The sequence below is a fragment of the Agathobaculum ammoniilyticum genome, from assembly GCF_025567315.1.
Lineage (GTDB): Bacteria > Bacillota > Clostridia > Oscillospirales > Butyricicoccaceae > Agathobaculum > Agathobaculum ammoniilyticum.
In genome coordinates this window covers 194,013-217,320 of the sequence record NZ_JAOQJE010000003.1, presented here as the reverse complement: position 1 = coordinate 217,320, position 23,308 = coordinate 194,013, and the positions used below count along the sequence as shown (strand labels likewise).

Here is a 23,308-nt window from a genome sequence, read left to right as displayed (position 1 = left end):
GCTCCGGGGAGGACTGCCAGTGATACGGATGAACGATGTCACCATGGTGTACGATAACGGCACCCGTGCGGTGAACAAAGCAAACCTGCGCATCGACGAGGGCGAATTCGTCTTTTTGGTCGGCGCGTCCGGTTCCGGCAAAACGACGATGATCAAGCTCCTGACCGCGGAGGTGCGGCCGACCGAGGGGCGGGTGCTGGTCAATAACTACAATATCGGTGAAATGAAAAAACGCCAGATCCCATACCTGCGCCGCACGCTCGGCGTGGTGTTCCAGGATTTCCGGCTGATTAACAGCAAAACGGTGTATGAGAACGTCGCGTTCGCCATGCGCACAATCGGCGCAAAAGGGAAAGCAATCAAGGAACGCGTGCCGTATGTGCTTGATCTGGTTGGTTTGTCGGAAAAAGCGCATGAAAAACCCCTGAACCTTTCGGGCGGCGAGCAGCAGCGCGTCGCGATCGCGCGCGCGCTTGTCAATAACCCGCGGCTGATTATTGCGGACGAGCCGACCGGCAACCTCGATCCGGCGCGTTCGCTCGAGCTGATGACGCTGTTTGAAAAAATCAACGAATTGGGAACCACCGTCCTGATTGTCACCCATGAGAAGGGCTTGGTGGATGAATTTGAAAAGCGTGTCGTCGTCATTGATAAGGGCGAGGTCATCAGCGACCAGACAGGTGGGTACTATCAGTTATGAGAAGTTTTGGTTACTACTGGAAGGAAGGCTTCCGCAATATTTTCAAGCACGGGTTTATGTCGATCGCGGCCGTGATCATCATGATCGCCTGTCTGCTTTTGACAGGAACCGTCACGCTGATCGCATATAATATTAACCTGAGCATTATTGACCTGCAGCAGTCGAATGAGATCGTGGTATTCATCGACGATAGCCTGACCACGCGCGAAGCGAGGGCGCTCGCCACGGAATTCGAGCGGATCGACAATATTGCGACGGTCGATTTTGAGGACCGCGATGAGGCGCTGGAAATCTACCGCCAGCAGCTTGGCGAGGATGCCGATATCCTGGCGGACTTTGATTCCAGCAACAATCCGCTGCGCAACAGCTATATCTTTACCCTGAAAGATCCGACGCAGGCGGAGCAGACCATCGAGGAGATCCAGCAGGTCGAGGGGACCGACCGCATCCGTGCAGATGAGGAGGTTATCTCCAAGCTGATCCAGGTGCAGCGGGTGTTCAATATCATTTCGCTGGCCATGGTCGTGGCGCTGACGCTGATCTCTATTTTCATTATCGCCAATACGGTCAAGCTGGCCATGTTCGCGCGCAGGGAGGAAATATCCATCCAGAAAATGGTGGGCGCGACAAACTGGTTTATCCGCTGGCCGTTCGTGATTGAGGGCATGGTACTCGGCCTGCTGTCCGGCGGGCTGGCGTTTTTCGCCGAGTGGGGCCTGTATAACGAAATGGCGCGGGTCGTCGGTGATGTGATCCCCTATTTCCAGGTTGCTGCGTTTGACAGCGTCCGCATGCTGGTGCTGGGGATATATCTTGGCGCGGGCGTGCTGTTCGGCATCGGTGGCTCGGTAACGAGCATCCGCAAGTTTATGAATGTGTAACCCCTGGTAAACAGCAAAGGAGCAGAAACATTATGATGAAGAAAAGGACCGTGCGGATCATTTCATGCGTAATCGCCGGTATCCTGGTGGTTGCGATGCTGGTTTCCATGCTGGCCTCCAGCCTGACGTTCGCAGCCGCGGCGGAGGATGCGGATTCTCTTCGGGATAAGCTGTCGACCTTGGAGGATGAAAAGGCGGCGGTGAAAGAGCGGATCGCCGAACTGACCCGCGAGGCGAACGATGTGCAGGCTACGCGGGACGCGCTGCAGAGCGAGATCGACTTGACAAAGGAAGAGATCACCACCGTGGAGGCGTATATCGACCGCCTGCAGGAGCAGATCGATGTCAAGACCTCAGAGCTGGAAGTGGCGGAGGATGCGCTTTCCGAAAAGGAAGCGCAGTTTGCCAAGAGCGTGCGCACGACCTATGAGCTGGGCGACACGAGCTATCTGGAGGTGCTGCTCAATTCCTCCAGCTTTTCCGATATGCTCACGCGCATTGAAATGATCACCGACGTGATGGACTACAATAAAAAGGTGGTCGCGGAGTATACGGCGGCGAAGGAGGATATCGAGCAGAAGCGTGACGACCTGCAGAATACGCAGGATTCTCAGAAGGAATACCAGAAGAACCTGAGCTATAAGGTGGACGAGTTGGCGGCGAGCGAAGCCGAACAGGCCGCCCTGCAGGAGAGCCTGGAGGCCTACAAGGCAGAGAGCGAAGAGGAATACGACCGCATTGCAAGCGAGATGCAGGATGTCAGCAATCAGATCGCCGAGTTGTCCCGCCAGTCCGCTGCAAACGGCTCGGTTCCGATGGGCGACGGCACGCTGATCTGGCCGACCCCGAGCTGCACCACGACCAATTCCGCTTACGGCTACCGTGTCCATCCGATCTATGGAACGGTCAAGTTCCACGCGGGCGAGGATATCCCCGCGGGCTACGGCGCACAGATCCTGGCCGCGGCGTCCGGCACGGTCGTCACCGCGGGCTGGGTTTCCGGTTACGGTAACTATACGGTTATCGACCACGGCGGCGGACTGATGACCGCCTATGGACACCAGAGCTCGTTCGCGGTGTCGGTGGGCGATGTGGTCACACAGGGCCAGGTGATCGGCTATGTCGGTTCGACCGGTAACTCGACCGGTCCGCACCTGCATTTTGAGGTTTATGTCAACGGTTCTACCGTCGACCCGAAGAGCTACTTTTAACAGTCATACATAAGGGGAGAGGGCGGCGCGTCCTCTCCCTTTTTTGGAGGGAAGCTGCGGAATATGAAAAAACTGCGGGAAACACAGATCACATTGGGAACGGCGCTGGCGCTCTGCCTGATGGCTTGCGCCGCGGGTATCGCGTGCTGCTATGCGGCGTTCGGCTGGCGTACGCAGGCGGTGCAGAACAAGCTGCGCGAGATCGACGCGATCGCCGCTGAGCACTATGTCGGCGCGTTTGACGCGGAGACAGTCGCGGACTATGCGGCGGTGGGCTACATCACCGGCCTGGGTGATCAGTGGTCGGGCTACATTCCGGCCGACCAGTATGAAAGCTACCAGATGAATACGGAGGGCAAGGGCTGCGGCATCGGCGTGTCCGTGGTGACGTCGGGGCAGGGCATCCGCATCAGCCTGGTATATGATGCGTCGCCCGCGCAGCAGGTCGGCATCCGCAAAGGCGATTGGATCGTTGGCGCGGAGGGACTGACCGTCAAGGCGGATGGCGCGGATGCCGTGATCGGAGCGATCCAGGGCGAGGAGGGGACCGAGGTCACCGTGACCGTGCGGTCGGGCGAAGACGGACGGACGCGCGACGAAACCATGACCCGTGCGGTCGTGGTGCAGAAAATGGCGTGGGGAGAGATGCTTGCGGACCGGATCGGCTATATCCGCATCGAGAATTTCCATGTCGGCGCGGCGGAGCAGTTCCAAAACGCGCTGGACGAGTTGATCGCGGACGGGGCGCGTGCGCTGGTGCTGGATGTGCGCCACAACGGGGGCGGCCGCGTCAAGGAAATGAGCGAAATGCTCGATCCGCTGCTGCCGGAGGGTACAATCATGACGCTACGGACCAAGGATGGACATGAAACCGTATACTCATCAGACGCGGAGATGACCGACCTGCCGGTCGCGGTGCTGGTGGATGAGCAGTCGATCTCGGCGGCGGAATTTTTCGCGGCGGCGTTGCAGGAATACGGGCGCGGCCCGCTGGTCGGCGCGCACACGACCGGAAAGGGGCGGGCGCAGCAGACGTTCCGCCTATCCGACGGCTCGGCTGTCAATCTGTCGGTCGAGCAGTATTATACGCCGGAAGGCAACAGCTTGGCCGGCGTGGGGGTCGCGCCGGACGTTTCGGTGGGCCTGAAGGAGGCGCAGCAGGCGGACTTCTATTTTTTGATACCGGAAAATGACCCGCAGCTTCAAAAAGCCTGTGAACTGCTTACATAAAGCGGTGCGGATGCGAGAAAAATAGGCAAAAATCTTCGGGCTCGCTTGACAGCGCGCCCATCCTTACCTATAATAAGGAGTACTGTACGGCCGCTTCGCGCCGATTATCAAGATTAAGAAGGGTTTGCAAACATGGCAAAAGAAATCAAGCTGACACAGGAAAGTCTGGATTCTTATAAAGAAGAGCTGGAATATCTGAAAACGACCCGCGCCGACGAGGTGGCGGAGCAATTGAAAGAAGCGCGTTCTTTTGGCGACCTCTCGGAGAACGCGGAGTATGATGAGGCGAAGAACGAGCAGGGCAAGCTCTATTCGCGCATCGCCGAGCTGGAAGAGATCATCAAAATGGCGGTCGTCGTTTCCGGCGACACCTACGCGGCGGACGAGGTATCGCCCGGTTGCCGCTTTGTGGTGAAAGACCTCGAACTGGACGAGGAGGAGGAATACCACTTTGTCGGCTCGCAGGAGGCCGACCCGATGGAGGGCAAGATATCGGATGAATCCCCGTTCGGCAAGGCCATGCTGGGTAAAAAGGTCGGCGCAGTGGTCGAGGTTGAAGCGCCGATCGGCATGGTAAAATATCAGATCATGGATATTAAGAAGTGATCCGGCAGGATCAAAATAGAAAAGTAAGGTGAAAAAAGACATGGCAGAACAGCATCAGGCACAGGAGCAGCACGAGCAGACTGCAGAGGAGCTGCATGAGCTGAAGCGCATCCGCCGCGAAAAGCTGGCGGAGCTGCAGGCCGCGGACGCGGACCCGTATCAGCAGGTGCGCTTTGAACGCGACCATCATACCAATGAGATCCACGCGCGTTTCGAGGAGCTGGAGGGCAAAACCGTGCGCCTTGCCGGCCGCATGATGAGCAAGCGCATCATGGGCAAGGCATCGTTCTCCGACCTGTCCGACCGGTATGGCCGCCTGCAGCTCTACATCAAGCGGGATAACGTGGGCGATGAGGTCTACAAGGGCTATAAAAAGTTCGATATCGGCGATATCATCGGCGTGGAGGGCGAGGTGTTCCGCACCCAGAAGGGCGAGATTTCGGTTGCTGTGCATGAGCTGACGCTGCTCTCCAAAAACTTGGCGCCGCTGCCTGAAAAGTGGCACGGCCTCAAGGATACCGATATGCGCTACCGCCAGCGCTATGTTGACCTGATCGTCAATCCGGAGGTGCGCGATACCTTTGAAAAGCGCTCGGCTATTGTGCGCGAGATCCGCAATTTTATGGACTCCCGCGGCTTTATGGAGGTCGAGACGCCCTGCCTGAACACCATCCCGGGCGGTGCGGCGGCGCGTCCGTTCGTCACGCACCATAATGCGCTCGATATCGATATGTATATGCGCATCGCGACGGAGTTGCACCTCAAGCGCCTGATTGTGGGCGGCTTTGAGCAGGTATACGAGATCGGCCGCATCTTCCGCAACGAGGGGATGGACACCAAGCACAATCCGGAGTTCACCACCATCGAACTGTATCAGGCGTTTACCGATTACCACGGAATGATGGACATTACCGAGGATATGGTTGTCCATGTGTGCGAAAAGGTGCTGGGTACGACCAAGGTCACTTATCAGGGGACGGAGATCGATTTCGCTAAAGGCTGGAAACGCATGACCATGGCCGACGCGGTCAAGGAATACGCCGGCTTGGACTTTATGGCGATGGACGCGGAAGAAGCCCTTGCCGCGGTCAAGGCTAAGGGCGTGGAGACAGAAAAGGGCAAGGAAAGCTGGGGCGACCTGCTTGCGCTGTGCTACGACGAATTTGTCGAAGCCAACCTCACCCAGCCGACCTTTATTATGGATTACCCAGTCGAGGTTTCGCCGCTGGCCAAGAGGAAGGCCGCCGACCCGCGCCTGACCGAGCGCTTCGAGTGCTTTGTCGTCGGCAGGGAGCTGTGCAACGCGTTCTCCGAGCTGAACGACCCGATCGACCAGCGCGAGCGCTTCGAGCGCCAGGCCGCGCTGCGCGCCGCGGGCGACGACGAGGCCAATATGATGGATGATGATTTCGTCAATGCTTTGGAATACGGCATGCCTCCGACGGGCGGCATGGGCATGGGCATCGACCGCTTGGTTATGCTGCTCACCGACTCCGCTTCCATCCGCGACGTGCTTCTGTTCCCCACGATGAAGCCCATCGGCATGGAGTAAAAAAACGCTTTGCAAAGCCTGGACGGAACCGTTCAGGCTTTCGGTATATTGGTATCTAAAGGGGATTCGGGAATGAACCGCCTGCATTTGCATAACCGCCGTATGCGCCGCATGCGACCGACAACGGTCATGGCGCTGGGCTTTCTTGCCATTATCCTGACGGGGGCCGTGCTGCTCGCCCTGCCGGTCTCGGCTCGCAGCGGGGAGGCCACGCCGTTTTTGGACGCACTGTTCACGGCCACCTCCGCCACTTGCGTGACCGGCCTGATACGGGTCGGCACAGCGACGCATTGGTCCAGCTTTGGTCAGGCGGTCATCCTGCTGCTGATCCAGATCGGCGGCCTGGGATTTATGACGCTGGCCTCCATCGCGTCGTTTCTGACGCACCGCACCATTACGCTGCGCGAGCGCATGGTGATGAGCGCGGGCCTGAACCTGACGGACAACGCAGGCATCGTCCGGCTGACGCGGCGCGTGCTGTACGGGACCTTTGCGTTTGAGGCGGCGGGCGCTGTCATTCTGTCCTGCCGCTTTATTCCCCAGTTCGGCTTTTTTAAAGGGATTTCGATGGGCGTTTTCCATTCGGTGTCCGCGTTCTGCAACGCTGGCTTTGACCTGCTGGGAACGCCGGACGCGCCGTTTTTATCGCTGGTCGATTATGTGGGGGATCCGCTGGTCAACCTGACGATTATGGCGCTGATCGTGATCGGCGGCCTGGGTTTTTTTGTCTGGGGCGATATCTGGGATAAGCGCAGCTTCCGGCATTTCCGCCTGCATACCAAGCTGGTGCTGGTGACAACGGCGGCGCTGCTGCTGCTGGGCTTCGGGCTGACGCTGCTGTTTGAATGGAACAACCCGCGGACGCTGGGCGCGCTTTCCGGACCGGAAAAGGTGCTCGCCGCGGCGTTCCAATCGGTCACGCTGCGCACGGCGGGGTATAATACGATCGACCAGGCCGCGCTCGGCGGGCCGGCACAGGCGGTTTCCTGCCTGCTCATGCTGATCGGCGGTTCGCCGGGCTCCACAGCGGGCGGCATTAAGACGGTCGCAGCGGCAGTGCTGCTGCTTTCCGCAGCTTCCGCGCTGCGCGGGCGGATCACGGTGTCGGCGTTCGGGCGCACGATTACACCGCGTAGCATTATGAACGCGGTCACCATGCTGATTGTCGGCGTGGTAGTCAGTCTGAGCGGCGCCTGTGCGATCGCCTATATCGAAGACGCGCCGCTGCATCAGTGCTTGTTTGAGGCGGTGTCCGCGTTTGGTACGGTCGGCCTGACCATGGGGCTGACGCCGTCGCTGCACACGCCCTCCTGCCTGATTTTGATTGTGCTGATGTATTTGGGACGCGTAGGTGTGCTTACGCTCGGTGTGAGTGTGCTGATGCGGCACAGGGAGCCGCCCAAGCTGCAGTATCCGGAGGGCAATGTGATGGTGGGATAAAGCCAGGGCTTTATGGAATTGACGCCGCGCAGTGCGCGGTGGGAAGATAACGATGGATAAGGGGCTTTGTGATGAAATCTTTTTTGGTAATTGGGCTTGGCCGCTTTGGCGCGTCGGTCGCGCAGGAATTGTCAGCACTCGGGCAGGAGGTGCTTGCACTTGATATTGACGCGGAAAACGTCCAGTATATTTCGGATCAGGTCACGCAGGCCATACAGGGTGATGCACAGGACGAAGCGGTGTTGCGCTCGGTGGGAGCGCGCAATTTTGACTGCTGCGTGGTCGCCGTGGGCGCGGATATGGAAGCCAGCATTCTGATCACGGTGATGCTCAAGGAACTGGGTGCGCAGTATATCGTCGCCAAGGCGATAGCGCCTATCCATGCGCGCGTACTTGAGCGCGTCGGCGCGGACCGCGTGGTGCTGCCCGAGATCGAAATGGGGCAGAGGCTGGCGCAGCGCCTCGCGCGCACCAATGTTGTGGACTATATCGGCGTCTCGGATGATTTCTCCATTTTGGAGATACACACCCCCAAAAGCTGGATCGGGCATTCGCTCGGCGAGTTGAATGTGCGGGCGCGGTATCTGATTAACGTGCTGGCGATCCGGCACGGCGAGGGTGGCAGTGTGAACGTATCGCCTGCGGCCGGTCAGATCATAGGGCCGGACGATGTCCTGATCGTGATTGGAACGAATGACAATGTCAACAAGGTGGTGGAAATGAATTGACCGTGATTCAGAGCCGCCAGAACGCCGCGCTCCGCCATCTGGCGCGGCTGGGACGGGAAAAGAAGTACCGCAGGAGCACGGGGGAAATGCTGTGCGAAGGAGAGAAAATGCTTCGGGAAGCACTGGCCTCCGGCACGCGGGTGAAAACCCTTCTGGCGCGGGAGGGCTGGCAGGACGCCCTGCTTGACCATGCGGCGGAACAGGGGGCCGTGCTGTACTGCGCGGCGGACGCCCTGTTCGGGCTGGCAAGCGATGTGGAAACGCCGCAGAACGTGGTGTTTTCATGCCGCCAACCGCAGTGGGAGGCGCGCGACCTACAGGGGAAGCGGCAGGTGCTGCTGCTGGACGGGCTGCAGGACCCGGGCAACCTTGGCACGATCTTACGAACCGCCGAAGCGTTCGCGCTCGGCGCCGTCGTGTTGTGCGAGGGCTGTGCCGATCCCTTTTCCCCCAAGGTCGTGCGCTCGACGATGGGCGCGGTGTTCCGCCTGCCGTGCGTGCAGCTGCCGCTCGCGGATGCGGTGGAGCAGCTGAGGGAAGCGGGGCTTGCAGTCTATGCGACTGCGCTGCATGCGGACAGCATGCCGCTGGACACCGTGCCGCTGGAACGGGCGGCGGTCATCATCGGCAGCGAGGGCAGGGGCGTTTCGCAGAGCGCGCTTAACCTGTCCGACAAACGGGTGATTATTCCGATGGCGGGCCGCGCCGAGTCGCTCAATGCGGGCGTGGCGGCGGCTATCGTGATTTATGAAATGACAAAATGAGGAGGCGTGCAGTATGCCGTCACGTCTGAGTTATGTATGGCTTTCCTTGCGGCGAGGACTGGGTTCGCGCGCAGCTGCGGAAGCCCTGCGTGCGTTCGGGTCGCCGGACGCGCTGTATGCCGCGGATCGGAAAATGCTGGCAACCGCGCCCTGCGGGCTGTGCAAGGCGCAGGTCGACGCATTATGCGATAAGGACACCGCGGAAGCGGAACGGATCATCGGGGAATGCGCGGAACGGGGGATCCAGATTATCACGGCCGGCGACAGCGCCTATCCTGACCGGCTGCGCGCGATCGCGGACCCGCCCATGGTGCTGTATGTGCGTGGCAGATGGCCGGATTTTGACGTTACGCCCGGCATCGCCGTGGTCGGCACGCGGGAAGCGACCGCGTATGGCTTGCAGACTGCGGAAAGCATCGGCACGGCGCTGGCGCGCGCAGGATTTATCACGGTCAGTGGGATGGCGCTGGGAAACGATGGAGCGGCGCACCGCGGCGCGCTCCGCGCAGGCGGGCTGACGGTCGCTGTGTTGGCGGGCGGCGTGGATGTGTGTTACCCGCCCCGACACAGGGGGCTGATGGGGGATATCCTGTTGTCCGGCGCGGTCGTCAGCGAATATCCGCCCGGCACCGAGCCGAAAGGCGCGCATTACCATGACCGCAACCGCATCATCAGCGGCCTTTCGGTCGCGTCGGTGATCGTGGAGGCGGCGGATTACCGCTCGGGCGCACTGATTACGGCACGGCACGCGCTCGATCAGGGGCGCGACGTATACGCGGTACCCGGCGCTTTGGACGCGCCGCAGTCCAAGGCGTGTAATGAGCTGATCGAGAAAGGCGAAGCCGCATTGCTGCGCAGCCCGCAGGCGCTGGTCCGCGCCTATAACGGACTGCTGCGCGTACCTCCGGCGGCACGCCGTGCCGAGCAGACGCCCCGGCGGCAGGCCGACATGCGTCCAGCGGCGCCAGGGCGGGAGGCTGGATCGGGCGGCAATAAACAGGAGCCGCCGGCAAAGACCGGTCAGAAGCAGGCGCCGACAGCCCTGCCGGAAACGCTGCGCGGCGAAGAGCGCCGCATCGCGGAGCTGGTGCAGCAGGGTGTATCAACGCCGGAGGAGCTGATCGAACGCTGCGGCCTGCCTGCGCCGCGCGTGATGGCGCTGGTCACCATGCTGGAGGTGGACGGCGTTCTGCGCCGCGAAAAGGGCAGGCTGGTAATGGGCGGCAGGTGAAAGCCGCCGTATTGCCCAAGGATCGCATCAAACGCGCCGTCAGGCGCGCAGAAATAGCCGCCTTGCGAGCGGCCTTGGAAAACCGGATGCCGGCCGGCTTTCCAAAACCATGCTTTGGAGGTTTTTATGTCAAAATTAGTCATCGTGGAGTCCCCAGCCAAGGCCAAGACCATTGGCAAATACCTCGGTTCGGATTATGTGGTCAAGGCGTCGATGGGGCATCTGCGCGATTTGCCGAAAAAGAAAATGAGTGTCGATTTTGAGCACGATTTCAAGCCGGAATATGTGCCGATCGAGGGAAAGGATAAAATTATCAAGGAAATCCGCAGCGAGATCCGCAAAAGCGATTTCGTGTACCTTGCGACTGACCCGGACCGCGAGGGCGAGGCGATTTCCTGGCATATCAAGGAGCTGTTCAAGCTTAAGGAGAAGGATTCCAAGCGCGTGACCTTCAATGAGATCACCAAGCCTGCGGTCAAGTATGGGATCGAGCACCCGCGCGATATCGACATCGACCTGGTCAACGCCCAGCAGGCACGCCGCATCCTGGATCGCATCGTGGGCTACGAGCTGTCGCCCTTCCTGTGGCGCAAGGTCAAGCGCGGCCTGTCCGCAGGGCGCGTGCAGAGCGTGGCCACCCGTCTGGTGGTAGACCGCGAGAATGAGATCCGCGCGTTCGTACCCGAGGAATACTGGACTATCGAGGCGCTGCTGCAGACCGCGGACGGCGGCCGCTTCACCGCGCGTTACTACGGCGACCAGACCGGCAAGGCCGAGCTGAAAAACGAGTCCGAAGCGCAGGCGGTCGTGGACGCGGTATCCGGCAAGCCCTTTACTGTGAGCGAGATCAAGCGCGGCAAGAAAAAGCGTACGCCCGCGCCGCCGTTCATCACTTCCACCTTACAGCAGGAGGCCAGCCGCAAGCTCAACATGACCCCGCGCCGCACCATGAGCATCGCACAGGAACTGTACGAGGGTATCGAACTGGGCGAGTTCGGACTGACCGGTTTGATCACTTATATGCGTACTGACTCGCTGCGCTTAGCCGACGAGGCCACCGCTGCCGCCGCCGGCTTTATCCGCGGCCGCTATGGGGACGAGTACTACCCCGGCAAGCCGCGCGTGTTCAAGACCAAGGGGAACGCGCAGGATGCGCACGAAGCCATCCGCCCGTCCGACGTCAAGCTCCTGCCGGACGAGATTCGCCAGTACCTCTCGCCCGACCAGTATAAGCTGTACAAGCTCATCTGGTCGCGTTTTGTCGCTTGCCAGATGGCGGACGCGATTTTGGACACGGTTTCAGCGGATATTGTGTGCGAGGGTCAGGTGTTCCGCGCCTCCGGCCACACGGTAGCCTTCCCCGGCTTTACCGCGGTTTACGAAGAGGGCACGGACGACGAGAAGAAGGGCGAGGCGGGCAAGCCCCTGCCGCGCTTTGCGGAGGGCGATACCCTCTCGGTCGAAAAACTCGACCCGTCGCAGCACTTCACCCAGCCGCCCGCACGCTATACCGAGGCCTCGCTCATCCGTGCGATGGAGGAGCGAGGCATCGGCCGCCCGTCCACCTATGCGCCGACTATCTCCACCATCCTCGACCGCGACTATGTGACCAAGGAGAACAAGGCGCTGCGCCCTACGCCGCTCGGCGAGGGCGTAACCGGCCTGTTGGTGGACGAGTTCAAGTCGGTCGCGGATTATGAGTTTACCGCCAATATGGAGGAGCAGCTCGACGAAGTAGAGGCGGGAAAGCTCAACTATATCCAGCTCCTGCACAATTTCTATGACGACTTTGAAAAGGCGCTGGGGCAGGCCGAGATCGATCTGGAGGGCCAACGCATCAAGATCAAGGACGAGGTCACGGATGTGATCTGCGAAAAGTGCGGCCGCAATATGGTTATCAAGTCCGGCCGTTTCGGCAAGTTCCTGGCCTGCCCGGGCTTCCCAGAGTGTACCAATACCAAGCCCATCACCGAGGACACCGGCGCGGCCTGCCCGGTGTGCGGGGCCAAGGTGGTCAAAAAGAAATCCGCGCGCGGCTATGTGTATTACAGTTGCGAAAAATATCCGGAGTGCCAGTTCATGACCTGGGATAAGCCGCTGGGAAGCAAATGCCCGAACTGCGACTCCTCGCTGTTCCGCCACACCGACCGCGACTCCAAGGAGGTCACGGACGTGTGTCTGCGCGAGGGCTGCGGTTATACCGAGCTGGTTAAGGAGGGCCTGCCGCCCGAGGAGGCGGAAAAGAACCGCCAGCGCCGCGAAGCGCGCGCCGCGAAAGCAGCCGAACGCGCGGCGGCCAAGGCAGCGGCGGAAGCCGCGGGCGAGGGCGGAGAGACATCGAAAAAAGCCGCGCCAGCCCAAAAGCCCGCCGCGGCGAAAAAGCCTGCGGCAAAAAAGCAGGTGCCGTGGATGACCAAGACCACGAACCGCTTCAAAAAGCTGAAGGACGAGGATGTGCAGGCGCTGACCAAGGCCCAGCAGGCGCAGTACGCCAAGGCACTGGAGAAATACGAGGCAGAAAAAGCCGCAGAGAAAGCGGCAAAGGCAAAGGCCCGTAAGTCTATCAAGGCAAAGGAGGCCGCCGGTGAGTGAGTTTGTAACGGTGATCGGCGCGGGGCTGGCGGGTTGCGAAGCGGCCTGGCAGCTTGCGCAGCGCGGCGTTAACGTGCGCCTGCATGAGATGAAGCCAGAAAAACGCTCGGAGGCGCATCACGCGGACGATTTCGCCGAGCTGGTTTGCTCGAATTCGCTGCGGTCAGACGAACTGACCAACGCCGCAGGCCTGCTCAAGGAGGAGCTGCGGCGGCTGGACAGCCTGATCCTCGCCTGCGCGGACGCGCACCGCGTGGAAGCGGGCGGCGCGCTCGCAGTTGACCGCGAGGCGTTCGCCCGCGCGGTGACCGGGAAGATCAAGTCCCATCCGAACATTGCGATTATATCCGGCGAAGTGACCGAGATACCGGAGGGCAGAGTAATCGTCGCCTCCGGCCCGCTGACCTCGGACGCGCTGTTTGAGGCCATCCACCGCAAGGTGGGCGGGGACTTCCTGCACTTTTTCGACGCGGCCGCGCCCATTGTGACCGCGGAGAGCATCGACATGGATTCCGCTTACGCGGCCTCGCGCTACGGCAAGGGTACGGCGGACTATATCAACTGCCCGCTGAACCGCGAGGAGTACGACGCGTTCTGGAACGCACTGACCACGGCCGAGGAAGCGCCGGTTCACGGGTTTGAGGATTCCAAGGTGTTCGAGGGCTGTATGCCCATCGAGGTCAACGCCCGCCGCGGGTATGATACGCTGCGCTTCGGCATCCTGAAGCCCATCGGCCTGCCCGACCCCAGGACGGGCAGGGATCCGTATGCGGTGCTTCAGCTTCGGCGCGACAACGCGCAGGGTACGCTGTACAACCTGGTCGGCTGCCAGACCCACCTCAAATGGGGCGAGCAAAAGCGCGTGTTCTCCATGATCCCAGCGCTCCAAAACGCCGAATTCATGCGCTACGGCGTGATGCACCGCAACACGTTCCTGGATTCGCCGCGCCTGCTGGACGCGACCTACGCGCTGAGGGCAGATCCGCGCATCCGCTTTGCCGGGCAGATGACCGGCGTGGAGGGCTATATCGAGTCCACTGCCTCGGGATGGGCGGCGGGGGTGGCCGCCGCATGCGAAACACAGGGCAGGCCCATGCCTGCGCTGGACCGGCAGACTGCGGTCGGTGCGCTGGCATGCTACATCTCGGATCATACGGTAACAAAATTCCAGCCCATGAACATCAATTTCGGCATCATTGAGCCGCTGGGTTATAAAATCAAGGGCAAGCGGGAAAAAAACCTGAAGATTTCCGAGCGGGCGCTTGCAAAAATCGACAGTCTGAAAGGGGAGCTTTGACATGAAAATCATCGTGGATGCAATGGGCGGCGACAACGCGCCGGAGTCCGCCGTTTGGGGCGGTGCGCTGGCTGCGCGGGAATATGGCGAGGAAGTGCTGCTGGTCGGCCGGTCGGAAACGGTCGAGGCGGTCCTGAAGGAGAAGGGGCTGCAGGATACGCAGGGCGTGACCATCATGCCTGCCTCCGACTTGGTGGATATGCACGACGATCCGGCGACTGTGCTGCGCAAAAAGCCGGATTCCTCGATGGCGGTGGCGTTCAAGCTGCTCAAAGCGGGTGAGGGCGACGCGCTTGTTTCCGCGGGCAACACGGGAGCCCTGCTCACGGGTGCGACCCTGTTCGGCGGCCGGATCAAGGGCATCCGGCGCGGCGCGCTCGCGCCCGTCATGCCCTGCAAGGGAGGCCAGGTCATGCTGTGCGACGCGGGCGCGAACACCGAATGCACGGCTGAGATGCTGCTGCAGTTCGCGTTTCTCGGCTCGCTGTATGCGGAGAAGATAGGTGGGGTCAACCGCCCGCGCGTCGGCCTAGTGAACAACGGCACGGAGGACACCAAGGGCGATCCGCTGCGTAAGGAGGCGTACACCCTGCTCAAAAAGGCGGGCGACGAGGGCCGGCTCAACTTTGTCGGCAACGTGGAGGGAAGCATGGTGCCGCTCGGCGCGTGCGACGTGGCGGTGTGCGACGGGTATTCGGGCAACGTGATGCTTAAGACCATCGAGGGCGTGGCCAAGTTTATGGCGGGCGAGATCAAAACCGTGTTCATGCGCAATTTGGCGACCAAGCTGGGCTATTTGGCCTGTAAAAAGGGTATGGACGATTTCCGCGAGCTGTTCAATCAGGACAAGGTCGGCGGCGCGCCGTTCCTGGGGATCGCCAAGCCGGTTATCAAGGCGCACGGCTCCTCCAATGAGATCGCGGTGATGAACGCCGTTCGGCAGGCGATCGCCTATACAAAATCGGGTATGATCGACGCGGTTTCGGAAAACATAGCATATATGACCGTCGAATGAGCGGCTGTACGCTGCCTGCCGGCTTGCCGGCCGGAGGGGACGGTTTGGAAAGCGAGGTGAAAGAAATTGGAGCTGAATTATAAGTTTAAGGATGTAACGCTGTTCCAAACAGCGATGACACATACCTCCTATGCGAACGAGCATAGGGGCAGTCATCTCCACCATAACGAGCGGCTGGAGTTTCTTGGCGATTCCGTACTGGGCTTCGTTACAGCGGACTACCTGTTCACGCATTATCCGGATCTGCCGGAGGGTGAACTGACCAAGCTGCGCGCGGCGGTCGTATGCGAGGGCGCCTTGTGCGAGATCGCGAGGGAACTCGGTATTCCGGAACAGATCAGGCTGGGTCATGGGGAAGAAACGGGCGGCGGCCGCGGGCGGCCGTCCATTCTGGCGGATGCGACCGAGGCGCTGCTGGGCGCCATTTTCCTGGATGGCGGTATCGAGCCCGCGCGCGCGTTCGTGCTGCGCTTTATCCCGAAAAAGGTGGAGCTCGCGCTGGCAGGTGGCGCGTTCAAGGATTATAAGACCATCCTGCAGGAGATCGTGCAGAAGAACAAGCAGGAAACGCTGGAATACCGCTTGGCCGGTCAGTCCGGACCGGATCACGATAAGCGCTTTACGATGGAACTGCTGCTCAATTCCAATGTGTTCGCGTCCGGCACTGGACGGAGCAAAAAGGAGGCCGAGCAGATGGCGGCTAAAAAAGCCCTGGAAATGATGGGGGAAGCGTGACGGCCGCCGATGCAAGGGAATAGAGAATAAAAGCGCTCCGATTACTCGGGGCGCTTTTGCGGTTTTATTCCGGCTTTTTTCTCGTTCCGCTGATCAGACGGGTCACGGCCGCTATTACCGCCGCGAGCGCGCGGAGGTCCTGTTCGGCGGTTCCAGCCCGGGGTTTTTCTGCGCTGCTGTCTTTCATGGGGCATCTCCTTGCACAGAGGCAATTCAAAGAAAAATAGATAACATAAAAAGATATCTTATAGCATATTCTAACATAAAGGCATCTGTTTTACAATAACAAAAAAGAGGTGCTGAAAAATAATGCAGAAACAGCAGTTGATCGACATGGGCCACCGCCTGCGCCAGCGCAGGACCGAGCTGGGGCTGACGAGGGAGAAAATGGCGGAGTTGGCGGATATTGGGATGGGCTATTACGGCCAACTTGAGGTTGGCACGTCGCAAATGTCACTGGATACGCTGATTAAGCTGTCGCGCGCTATGCACCTGCCGATGGAGTACATCGTGCTGGGTGAGGGCGAGCCGCGTGGGGATGCGTCGGCGGTGCAGGATATGCTTGACCGCTGCTCCGCGCGCGAGCTTAGGCTGGCGGAAGAGGTGCTCAAGCTTTTTTTAATGAAACAAAACTGATCTCGGAAAGGGCAGATGCCTTGTTCCGAGATCAGTTTTTTGCTTGGACAGAATGGGGTTAAAACCAGCGCGCGCCTTCCTGCCGGAAGCGAGGCGCAGGGCCGTTCGCATATGGGTCATAGGTGTGTATATTGCAGCCAAACTCCTTGAGCGAAGCGATTTTGCCGTCCGCGGTCCAGCGGATGAGCGAAAAACCGTCGAATTCTTCCACCCGTCCGTCCAGCATCTGGTTTTTGAAGCGCCATTCGACTGCGGTATGGTTTTCCGCATGGAAAAACCGGAGGATATCCCAGACCAGCACCCGACCCCGCGTGTTCCATTCCTCGAACCAGTGCTTGACCTGTGCCGCGCTGTGATACTCCGGCCCCCAGCTTTCAGTGTATATGCAGTCCGGCGCAAAAATAGACGTAATGCCGCGATCTTCTGCCTGCAGCCACATATCAAACCACAGGCGGACCGTTTGCTCTCTTTCATTCATGTGCTTCGCCTCCTGCCTACCAGCATAGCATGGTGGAACGCGTCTGTCCAGTGTGGGCGATTTATGGCCAAGCTGTAAATTATCGCGCTGCGCATTGAAAAAAAAGCCGTGCGGTGGTAAAATAATACCATATATATCTTTGAGGTGCTACATGGTTCTGAAGAGCCTGGTTTTACAGGGCTTTAAGTCTTTTCCGGACAAAACCGAGATCAATTTTCTCGGCGGCGTAACGGCGATCGTCGGACCGAACGGTTCGGGGAAATCAAATATTTCGGATGCGATCCGCTGGGTGCTGGGCGAGCAGTCCTCACGTTCCCTGCGCGGCGCCAAGATGGAGGACGTTATTTTCGGCGGAACGGCTAGGCGCGGACCGGTCGGCTTTGCCGAGGTTTCGCTCATTCTGGATAATTCCGAGGGCGTGTTCCGGTCAGAATTCACCGAGATCATGGTCACCCGACGCTACTACCGTTCGGGGGAAAGCGAATATTTTCTGAACAAAAAGCACTGCCGCCTGCGCGATATCCATGAGTTGTTTATGGATACCGGACTGGGACGGGATGGTTATTCCATCATCGGGCAGGGCCGCATCGACGAGATCCTGTCGCTCAAGAGCGAGGATCGGCGCGAGATATTTGAGGAAGCTGCGGGCATCACCAAATTTCGCTACCGCAAGGAGGAGGCCGAGCGCAAGCTCTCCGCTACGGAGGATAACCTGACCCGTATCCGCGACCTGTACGACGAATTGGAGCGCCAGGTCGGACCGCTGGAAAAACAGGCGGAAAAGGCAAGGCAGTATTTACTGCTGCGTGACGAGCTGCGTGTGCTGGAGATTTCGCTCTGGCTGCTGTCGCTCGACCGCATCAAGGGGGATACCGCAAAGCTTGCGCAGGACGCAGAGGCTTGCGCTGCGCAGCTTGCGGAGGAAAAAAAAGAACAGGAAGCACTTTACACACGGTCAGAACGGCTTTCTGAGGAAATGCGCGGCATCGACCGCGCTTCCGACCGCCTGCGCCAGCAGCTCCGCGAGGCGGAGCAGCGCGCCGCCGAGCAGGCGAGCCGCGCGGCGGTGCTCAAAGCGAACATCCAGAACAATCGGGATAACATCGACCGCGCCGAGCGGGAGAGCGCCCAGCGTGCCGAGCAGGCCGCAGGGCTTGGCGCGCAGCTTGCCGAACGGCGCGCGCGTATCGAGCTGCTGGATGCCCAGCGGGAGGGTCTGGCCGCGCGTCTGGATGATTTGAAGCGGCAGGGAGACGAGCAGGCCGCCCAGCGGGAGCAGGCTGAACGCGCGCTGCACCGCGCGGAACAGGAGCGTGCGGCGCGGCAGGACGTGTTGCATGCGCTGGAGATCGACCGCACGGCGGCGGAAACTGGTCTAGCCGGCATGGACGGACGGCGCGGGACGATCGTGTCCGACATTGAAGCCGCGGGCAGGCGTCTGGAAGCGGAACAGGACGCGCATAACGAGCTGGAAGAGCGCATGCGTGGCTGCCTGGATACCCTTGCGGGGGCGAAAAATAAGGTGCAGGGCGTGGCGCTGAAAGCGGAAAGCCGCCGCAGAAAGGTGGAGGCCCTGAGGGAAACGCTGGAAAAGGCGGCGGCGGCGTTGACCGAGACGCAGGGCCGCGTGAAGATGCTGTCCGATATGCGGCGCGATTACGAAGGTTTTTCGCGCTCCGTCAAGGCGATCATGCAGCAGGTGGAGCGCGGCGCGATGCGCGGAGTGCATGGGCCGGTTTCCGCGCTGCTTTCGGCGGAGGAACAGTTCGTCACCGCGATCGATACGGCGCTTGGTTCGTCCGCGTCCTCCATTGTGGTGGATACGGCATCGGATGGCAAGCGGTGCATCGAATATCTGAAGCGAACGGACGGCGGGCGCGCAACCTTTCTGCCGCTTGACACGATCCGACCAAATTTGTTGCGGGAAAGCGGCTTGGAGGCGCAGAAAGGCTGCTTTGGAACCGCTGATCGTTTGGTTGTTTTTGATGAGTGCTATGCAGCCATTGCACAAAACCTGCTTGCGCGCACGGTGGTGTGCGAAAATATGGATACTGCTTTGGCGCTCGCCAGGACGTATGGCCACCGCTTCCGTATCGTGACACTGGACGGCCAGGTGATCCAGGCCGGCGGCGCGATGACGGGCGGCTCGGCCTCCCGCGGTACGGGCGCGCTTGCGCGCGCGAGCAGGCTGCGCGCCGCGCAGGAGCAGGCAAAGGCACTCGAAAAACAGAAGCAGGAGGCGGAACGCGCGTTCCATGCGGCAAAGGAAGAACTGGCGGCGCTGGATTACGACCTGAAGGCGATCGAGGCGGAGCGCGCCCGCGCCGCGCAGGAGGAAGCGGGGCTGCGCGCGTCGGTTTCCCAGCACGGGGCGTTGCTGGAAAGCCTGCAGACACAGTACGACGGGCTGGTGCTCGAACGGGATAACCTTGCCGCGGCAAGGCAGCGATATCAGGAAACGATTGCTCAATGTGGACAGAAGCAGGACGAGGCGCGGCAGGCGCTCGCGGACGCGGAGGAGGCGGTGGAGCAATGCCACGCCGCACAGGAAGCGCTGGACACGCAGGCGGCCAGCCATACGGCGCAGGCCGCGTCGGTGCAGACCGAGTTGGCGGAGAACCGCTCGGAGGCCGCAAGCGAAGCGCGCGCGCTGGCTGACTTGGAGCGGCTTAAGGCCGGGTTGGACGCAGGGGTTTCGGGCTCCGCGGAAACCATCGCCGGCTTTGAGGAGGAAATCGCCCGCCTGACCGAAGCGCTGTCCCGCGCGCAGGACGCGGAAGAGGAGAACCGTGCGGCGGCCACACAGCTGAACGGGCAGATCGCCGCGCAGATGCAGCAGCGCGAACGGGTCGAGGGCGAACGCGCGCAGGTCGACCGCGAGGCGCAGGGGAAAAATGAAGAAATACTGGGCCTTGAGCGGGAATCCGCGCGGTTGGAGAACCGTTCGGTGCAGCTGAAAAACGAGGAAGCGCAGATTTTGGATAAAATGTGGGAAAGCTATGAGCTGACGCCTACGCCCGCGCGGGAGGCTGCGCGCCCGCTGGAGGACGTACCCGCGGCGAAAGAGCAGGTGCAGTCCCTGCGGGGTAGGATGCGCGCGCTCGGCAATGTCAATCTGGACGCGGTGGAGGAATACCGGCAGGCGCTTGAGCGGTATACTTTTATGGGCGGGCAAAAGGACGACCTGGAAAAAGCGCAGAAAGAGCTTTACAAGGTCATTGAACAACTAACCGTCAATATGAAAGAAATTTTCGCTTCGGAATTCGCCAAGCTCAACGCTTATTTCGGGCAGACGTTCCGCGAGATATTCGGCGGCGGCCATGCGGAACTGCAGCTTGCGGATACCTCGGATATCCTGAACTGCGGGATCGATATCCGGGTTTCCCCGCCGGGCAAGGCGGTCAAGACGCTGACGCTGCTTTCGGGCGGCGAAAAAGCGTTCGTTGCGATCGCGCTGTATTTCGCGATCCTCAAGCTGCGCCCCACTCCGTTCTGCGTGCTGGACGAGATCGAGGCCGCGCTGGACGATGTGAACGTCGCGCGGTTCGCGCAGTATATCCGTCGACTGGCCGGCGCGACGCAGTTCATCGTGATTACGCACCGCCGAGGCACCATGGAAGAGGCTGATATGCTGTACGGCGTCACCATGCAGGAGCAGGGGGTTTCCAAGATGCTGATGCTCAACCTGGCGGAGGCGGAAAAGCATTTGGGCAAGACGCTGCAATGAGAGGGGATAGGATATATACTATACGATCTTTATCCACTTTTTGTGAAATAGGAGAATTTTTTATGGTTCGTATGGCCGTTTGCGTTCGTGTTCGGGCTGGGCAGCATCGTCTGGTACGCGCATCCTCAGCCGGAGGAAAGCGAGGCAGACAGCGAACGGCGGCGCAGCCGGTTTATTGCGGCAGAGATCGCGGCGGGCTTTGCGCTGCTGATGATGTTCTGTGTAGTGGAAAGTAACATTTAGGAGCTGAAGCAATGGGATTATTCGATAAAATCAAAAAAGGGCTGCAGAAGACGAGCGATGCGGTCAGCCGCTCGCTCGACGCGGTGTTCGCGGGGTTTGTCACGATAGATGACGACCTGCTGGAAGAACTGGAGGAAGCGCTCATCCTGTCCGACGTAGGCGCGGCAAACGCCGCCAAAATCGTGATGGAGGTAGAAAGGCGTGCGCAGAGGCAGAACGTCACCTCCGCGCTTGAACTGCGCTATGTCCTCAAGGACACGCTGCTCGATATGATGCTGGATAATCAGCCGCTGGACGTTTCAGGCAAGCCTGCGGTTGTGCTGGTGATCGGCGTCAACGGCGTGGGCAAGACCACGTCGATCGGCAAGCTGGCCGCCCGCTATGTGGGCGAGGGCAAAAAGGTCATGCTGGCCGCCGCGGATACGTTCCGCGCTGCCGCCGCCGACCAGCTTGAGATTTGGGCGAAGCGCGCGGGCGCGGACATCGTGCGCCACGGCGAGGGCGCGGATCCGGCCGCGGTCGTATTCGATTCGATCTCTGCGGCCAAGGCGCGCGGCAGCGATGTAATCATCATCGACACTGCGGGACGCCTGCACAACAAGGCTAACCTGATGAATGAGCTGGCCAAGATCGACCGTGTGATTGCGCGCGAGCTGCCGGACGCTTCGCGCGAAACACTGCTCGTGCTGGACGCGACTACCGGACAGAACGCCGTACATCAGGCGGAGGAATTCAATAAGGTTGCAGCGCTTACCGGCATTGTACTGACCAAGCTGGACGGGACGGCGAAGGGTGGCATCGTTATCGCGATCTCGGCCGGACTCGGCGTGCCGGTCAAGCTGGTCGGCGTGGGCGAAGGCTTGGACGATCTGGTCGATTTCGACCGTTCCGCATTTTTGGAGGCGGTCCTGCCGCCGCTTGAAGGAGGGATTTCCTGATGCAGAGACCGGACGGAAGAACAGCCGGCGCGTTGCGGCCGGTAAAGCTCATCACGGATTTCACCATGTACGCCGAAGGCTCGGTGCTGGTCGAGATGGGCAACACCCGCGTGATCTGCACCGCCTCGGTGGAGGATAAGGTGCCGCCGTTTCTGGAGGGCAAGGGCCTCGGCTGGGTAACGGCCGAATACGCCATGCTGCCGCGCGCAACCAACACGCGCAAGAAGCGCGATATCAAAAGCCTGAAGCTGGACGGGCGCTCAAGCGAGATCCAGCGGCTGATCGGCCGCTCGCTGCGCGCGGTGGTCGACCGCGAAGCGCTGGGCGAGCGCCAGATCACGATCGACTGCGACGTGATCCAGGCGGACGGCGGCACGCGCTGCGCGTCCATCACGGGCGGCTTTGTGGCGCTGTGGCTGGCCTGTAAGCGCCTGCTGGACGAGGGCGTGATCGATAAGATGCCGCTTACCGCGCAGGTCGCGGCGGTTTCGGTCGGCATTTTTGAGGATGAGGCCGTGCTGGACCTGAATTACGCGGAGGACAGCCACGCAATCGTGGACTGCAACGTCGTGATGACCTCGAAAGGCGAGTTTATCGAGGTGCAGGGTACGGGCGAGGGGCGCCCGTTCACGGACAGGGAGCTGAAAAAGCTGCTCGGTCTTGGAAAACGCGGCTGCGCGCGCCTGTGCCGGACGCAGAGCAAGGTCATGGGGGAGAGCCTGTGATGAAATTCGTGCTTGCATCCCACAACAAAAAGAAAATAGCGGAAATGGCGGCGATTCTGGGGGAGCTGGGCGTCGAGGTCGTCCCGCTGCCCGAGGATGCGCCCGAGCCGGCGGAGGATGGCGCCACGTTTGAGGAAAACGCGCGCATCAAGGCAGTGAGCGCGGCGGGCTTCACTGGTCTGCCTGCCATTGCGGACGACTCCGGCCTTTGCGTGGACGCGCTGGGCGGCGCGCCGGGCATCTACTCCGCGCGCTACTGCGAGGGGGCCGATCGGGCGCGCAACGACCTGCTGCTGCGCAATATGGAGGATCAGGATGACCGCTCCTGCCGTTTCGTGTGCGCGATCGCGTGCATCCTGCCGGATGGGGAAACGCTGACCGTGCGCGGCGAGTGCGAGGGGGAGCTGCTCCGTGAAAGCCATGGCGCGGGCGGATTTGGATATGACCCGCTGTTCTATGTGCCGGCCTGCGGCTGCACGTTCGGCGAACTGCCGCCGGAAACCAAAAATGAGATATCCCACCGCGGCCGCGCTCTGAGAAAGTTGAAAGAGGCGCTGCAAGGCCGCCTTTAACCGATCA

General features: G+C 60.7%; 22 protein-coding genes. 20 read left to right on the top strand and 2 right to left on the bottom strand.

The features are described 5' to 3' along the window. The first annotated feature begins 19 nt into the window (after nt 1-19). From ftsE to rnc, 14 genes are all read left to right on the top strand, one after another. Nucleotides 20-700, top strand: a complete 681-nt coding sequence (ftsE, locus tag OCV66_RS05100) for a cell division ATP-binding protein FtsE (protein WP_054326105.1) — start codon at nt 20-22, stop codon at nt 698-700. Continuing rightward, complete coding sequence (gene ftsX, locus OCV66_RS05095; protein ID WP_054326106.1) at nt 697-1,581, top strand: permease-like cell division protein FtsX; 885 nt, start codon at nt 697-699, stop codon at nt 1,579-1,581. The genes ftsE and ftsX overlap by 4 nt, the downstream gene beginning before the upstream one ends. Before the next feature lie 32 nt (nt 1,582-1,613). Beyond that, nucleotides 1,614-2,792: a murein hydrolase activator EnvC family protein gene (locus OCV66_RS05090; protein WP_054326107.1), complete on the top strand. Its 1,179-nt coding sequence runs from the start codon at nt 1,614-1,616 to the stop codon at nt 2,790-2,792. A 63-nt stretch (nt 2,793-2,855) separates the two neighbouring features. Beyond that, nucleotides 2,856-4,022 (top strand): S41 family peptidase, encoded by a 1,167-nt coding sequence (locus OCV66_RS05085; RefSeq protein WP_054326108.1) that lies wholly within the window; start codon nt 2,856-2,858, stop codon nt 4,020-4,022. A gap of 132 nt (nt 4,023-4,154) precedes the next feature. After that, the gene (greA, locus tag OCV66_RS05080) at nt 4,155-4,628 is read left to right on the top strand and encodes a transcription elongation factor GreA (RefSeq protein ID WP_054326109.1); all 474 of its coding nucleotides are present in this window, start codon (nt 4,155-4,157) and stop codon (nt 4,626-4,628) included. A 40-nt stretch (nt 4,629-4,668) separates the two neighbouring features. Continuing rightward, a complete protein-coding gene (gene lysS / locus OCV66_RS05075) occupies nt 4,669-6,180 on the top strand; it encodes a lysine--tRNA ligase (RefSeq protein ID WP_054326327.1) in 1,512 nt (503 codons plus the stop codon). Between the two features lie 72 nt (nt 6,181-6,252). Beyond that, the gene (locus tag OCV66_RS05070; protein WP_243182395.1) at nt 6,253-7,620 is read left to right on the top strand and encodes a TrkH family potassium uptake protein; all 1,368 of its coding nucleotides are present in this window, start codon (nt 6,253-6,255) and stop codon (nt 7,618-7,620) included. Between the two features lie 71 nt (nt 7,621-7,691). Beyond that, on the top strand, nt 7,692-8,348 hold the full coding sequence (locus OCV66_RS05065; RefSeq protein WP_054326110.1) for a potassium channel family protein: 657 nt from the start codon (nt 7,692-7,694) through the stop codon (nt 8,346-8,348). A 2-nt stretch (nt 8,349-8,350) separates the two neighbouring features. Next, entirely contained in the window at nt 8,351-9,112 is a 762-nt protein-coding gene (locus OCV66_RS05060; protein WP_054326111.1) for a TrmH family RNA methyltransferase, read from the top strand. A 13-nt stretch (nt 9,113-9,125) separates the two neighbouring features. After that, nucleotides 9,126-10,343: a DNA-processing protein DprA gene (gene dprA / locus OCV66_RS05055; protein WP_107630716.1), complete on the top strand. Its 1,218-nt coding sequence runs from the start codon at nt 9,126-9,128 to the stop codon at nt 10,341-10,343. A 126-nt stretch (nt 10,344-10,469) separates the two neighbouring features. Beyond that, entirely contained in the window at nt 10,470-12,935 is a 2,466-nt protein-coding gene (gene topA / locus OCV66_RS05050; RefSeq protein WP_082396709.1) for a type I DNA topoisomerase, read from the top strand. Continuing rightward, the gene (gene trmFO, locus OCV66_RS05045) at nt 12,928-14,232 is read left to right on the top strand and encodes a methylenetetrahydrofolate--tRNA-(uracil(54)-C(5))-methyltransferase (FADH(2)-oxidizing) TrmFO (protein ID WP_107630715.1); all 1,305 of its coding nucleotides are present in this window, start codon (nt 12,928-12,930) and stop codon (nt 14,230-14,232) included. The genes topA and trmFO overlap by 8 nt, the downstream gene beginning before the upstream one ends. Before the next feature lies 1 nt (nt 14,233). After that, the gene (gene plsX, locus OCV66_RS05040; RefSeq protein WP_054326114.1) at nt 14,234-15,247 is read left to right on the top strand and encodes a phosphate acyltransferase PlsX; all 1,014 of its coding nucleotides are present in this window, start codon (nt 14,234-14,236) and stop codon (nt 15,245-15,247) included. A 66-nt stretch (nt 15,248-15,313) separates the two neighbouring features. After that, entirely contained in the window at nt 15,314-15,982 is a 669-nt protein-coding gene (gene rnc, locus OCV66_RS05035; protein WP_054326115.1) for a ribonuclease III, read from the top strand. Nucleotides 15,983-16,046: 64 nt separating this feature from the next. Here the strand turns inward: rnc and OCV66_RS05030 are convergent, their stop codons facing one another. Next, nucleotides 16,047-16,169 carry a hypothetical protein gene (locus OCV66_RS05030; RefSeq protein WP_262563880.1) on the bottom strand — a complete coding sequence of 41 codons (123 nt, stop codon included), beginning with the start codon at nt 16,167-16,169 and terminating at the stop codon, nt 16,047-16,049. 122 nt (nt 16,170-16,291) lie between these two features. Between OCV66_RS05030 and OCV66_RS05025 the strand changes: the two genes are divergently transcribed. Then, nucleotides 16,292-16,618: a helix-turn-helix domain-containing protein gene (locus tag OCV66_RS05025; protein WP_054326116.1), complete on the top strand. Its 327-nt coding sequence runs from the start codon at nt 16,292-16,294 to the stop codon at nt 16,616-16,618. 58 nt (nt 16,619-16,676) lie between these two features. Here the strand turns inward: OCV66_RS05025 and OCV66_RS05020 are convergent, their stop codons facing one another. Next, the gene (locus tag OCV66_RS05020) at nt 16,677-17,096 is read right to left on the bottom strand and encodes a nuclear transport factor 2 family protein (RefSeq protein ID WP_054326117.1); all 420 of its coding nucleotides are present in this window, start codon (nt 17,094-17,096) and stop codon (nt 16,677-16,679) included. 151 nt (nt 17,097-17,247) lie between these two features. Here OCV66_RS05020 and smc point away from each other — a divergent pair, with 151 nt between their 5' ends. From smc to rdgB, 5 genes are all read left to right on the top strand, one after another. Continuing rightward, a complete protein-coding gene (gene smc / locus OCV66_RS05015) occupies nt 17,248-20,823 on the top strand; it encodes a chromosome segregation protein SMC (RefSeq protein WP_147573852.1) in 3,576 nt (1,191 codons plus the stop codon). 87 nt (nt 20,824-20,910) lie between these two features. Then, nucleotides 20,911-21,066, top strand: a complete 156-nt coding sequence (locus OCV66_RS05010) for a hypothetical protein (protein ID WP_262563877.1) — start codon at nt 20,911-20,913, stop codon at nt 21,064-21,066. Nucleotides 21,067-21,077: 11 nt separating this feature from the next. Then, a complete protein-coding gene (gene ftsY, locus OCV66_RS05005; RefSeq protein WP_054326121.1) occupies nt 21,078-22,004 on the top strand; it encodes a signal recognition particle-docking protein FtsY in 927 nt (308 codons plus the stop codon). Next, nucleotides 22,004-22,729: a ribonuclease PH gene (gene rph, locus OCV66_RS05000; protein ID WP_054326122.1), complete on the top strand. Its 726-nt coding sequence runs from the start codon at nt 22,004-22,006 to the stop codon at nt 22,727-22,729. Before ftsY ends, rph begins: the two co-directional genes overlap by 1 nt. After that, complete coding sequence (rdgB, locus tag OCV66_RS04995) at nt 22,729-23,301, top strand: RdgB/HAM1 family non-canonical purine NTP pyrophosphatase (RefSeq protein WP_107630713.1); 573 nt, start codon at nt 22,729-22,731, stop codon at nt 23,299-23,301. Before rph ends, rdgB begins: the two co-directional genes overlap by 1 nt. Nucleotides 23,302-23,308 lie beyond the last annotated feature (7 nt).

What these genes read in the sequence shown, in the direction of transcription:
- smc (WP_147573852.1), top strand. Translation starts at nt 17,248, where the DNA reads ATGGTTCTGAAGAGCCTGGTTTTACAGGGCTTTAAGTCTTTTCCGGAC.
- OCV66_RS05085 (WP_054326108.1), top strand. Translation starts at nt 2,856, where the DNA reads ATGAAAAAACTGCGGGAAACACAGATCACATTGGGAACGGCGCTGGCG.
- OCV66_RS05070 (WP_243182395.1), top strand. Translation starts at nt 6,253, where the DNA reads ATGAACCGCCTGCATTTGCATAACCGCCGTATGCGCCGCATGCGACCG.
- OCV66_RS05030 (WP_262563880.1), bottom strand. Translation starts at nt 16,169, where the DNA reads ATGAAAGACAGCAGCGCAGAAAAACCCCGGGCTGGAACCGCCGAACAG.
- OCV66_RS05020 (WP_054326117.1), bottom strand. Translation starts at nt 17,096, where the DNA reads ATGAATGAAAGAGAGCAAACGGTCCGCCTGTGGTTTGATATGTGGCTG.
- OCV66_RS05090 (WP_054326107.1), top strand. Translation starts at nt 1,614, where the DNA reads ATGATGAAGAAAAGGACCGTGCGGATCATTTCATGCGTAATCGCCGGT.
- ftsY (WP_054326121.1), top strand. Translation starts at nt 21,078, where the DNA reads ATGGGATTATTCGATAAAATCAAAAAAGGGCTGCAGAAGACGAGCGAT.
- rdgB (WP_107630713.1), top strand. Translation starts at nt 22,729, where the DNA reads ATGAAATTCGTGCTTGCATCCCACAACAAAAAGAAAATAGCGGAAATG.
- greA (WP_054326109.1), top strand. Translation starts at nt 4,155, where the DNA reads ATGGCAAAAGAAATCAAGCTGACACAGGAAAGTCTGGATTCTTATAAA.
- rph (WP_054326122.1), top strand. Translation starts at nt 22,004, where the DNA reads ATGCAGAGACCGGACGGAAGAACAGCCGGCGCGTTGCGGCCGGTAAAG.
- plsX (WP_054326114.1), top strand. Translation starts at nt 14,234, where the DNA reads ATGAAAATCATCGTGGATGCAATGGGCGGCGACAACGCGCCGGAGTCC.
- ftsX (WP_054326106.1), top strand. Translation starts at nt 697, where the DNA reads ATGAGAAGTTTTGGTTACTACTGGAAGGAAGGCTTCCGCAATATTTTC.
- lysS (WP_054326327.1), top strand. Translation starts at nt 4,669, where the DNA reads ATGGCAGAACAGCATCAGGCACAGGAGCAGCACGAGCAGACTGCAGAG.
- OCV66_RS05065 (WP_054326110.1), top strand. Translation starts at nt 7,692, where the DNA reads ATGAAATCTTTTTTGGTAATTGGGCTTGGCCGCTTTGGCGCGTCGGTC.
- OCV66_RS05025 (WP_054326116.1), top strand. Translation starts at nt 16,292, where the DNA reads ATGCAGAAACAGCAGTTGATCGACATGGGCCACCGCCTGCGCCAGCGC.
- topA (WP_082396709.1), top strand. Translation starts at nt 10,470, where the DNA reads ATGTCAAAATTAGTCATCGTGGAGTCCCCAGCCAAGGCCAAGACCATT.
- dprA (WP_107630716.1), top strand. Translation starts at nt 9,126, where the DNA reads ATGCCGTCACGTCTGAGTTATGTATGGCTTTCCTTGCGGCGAGGACTG.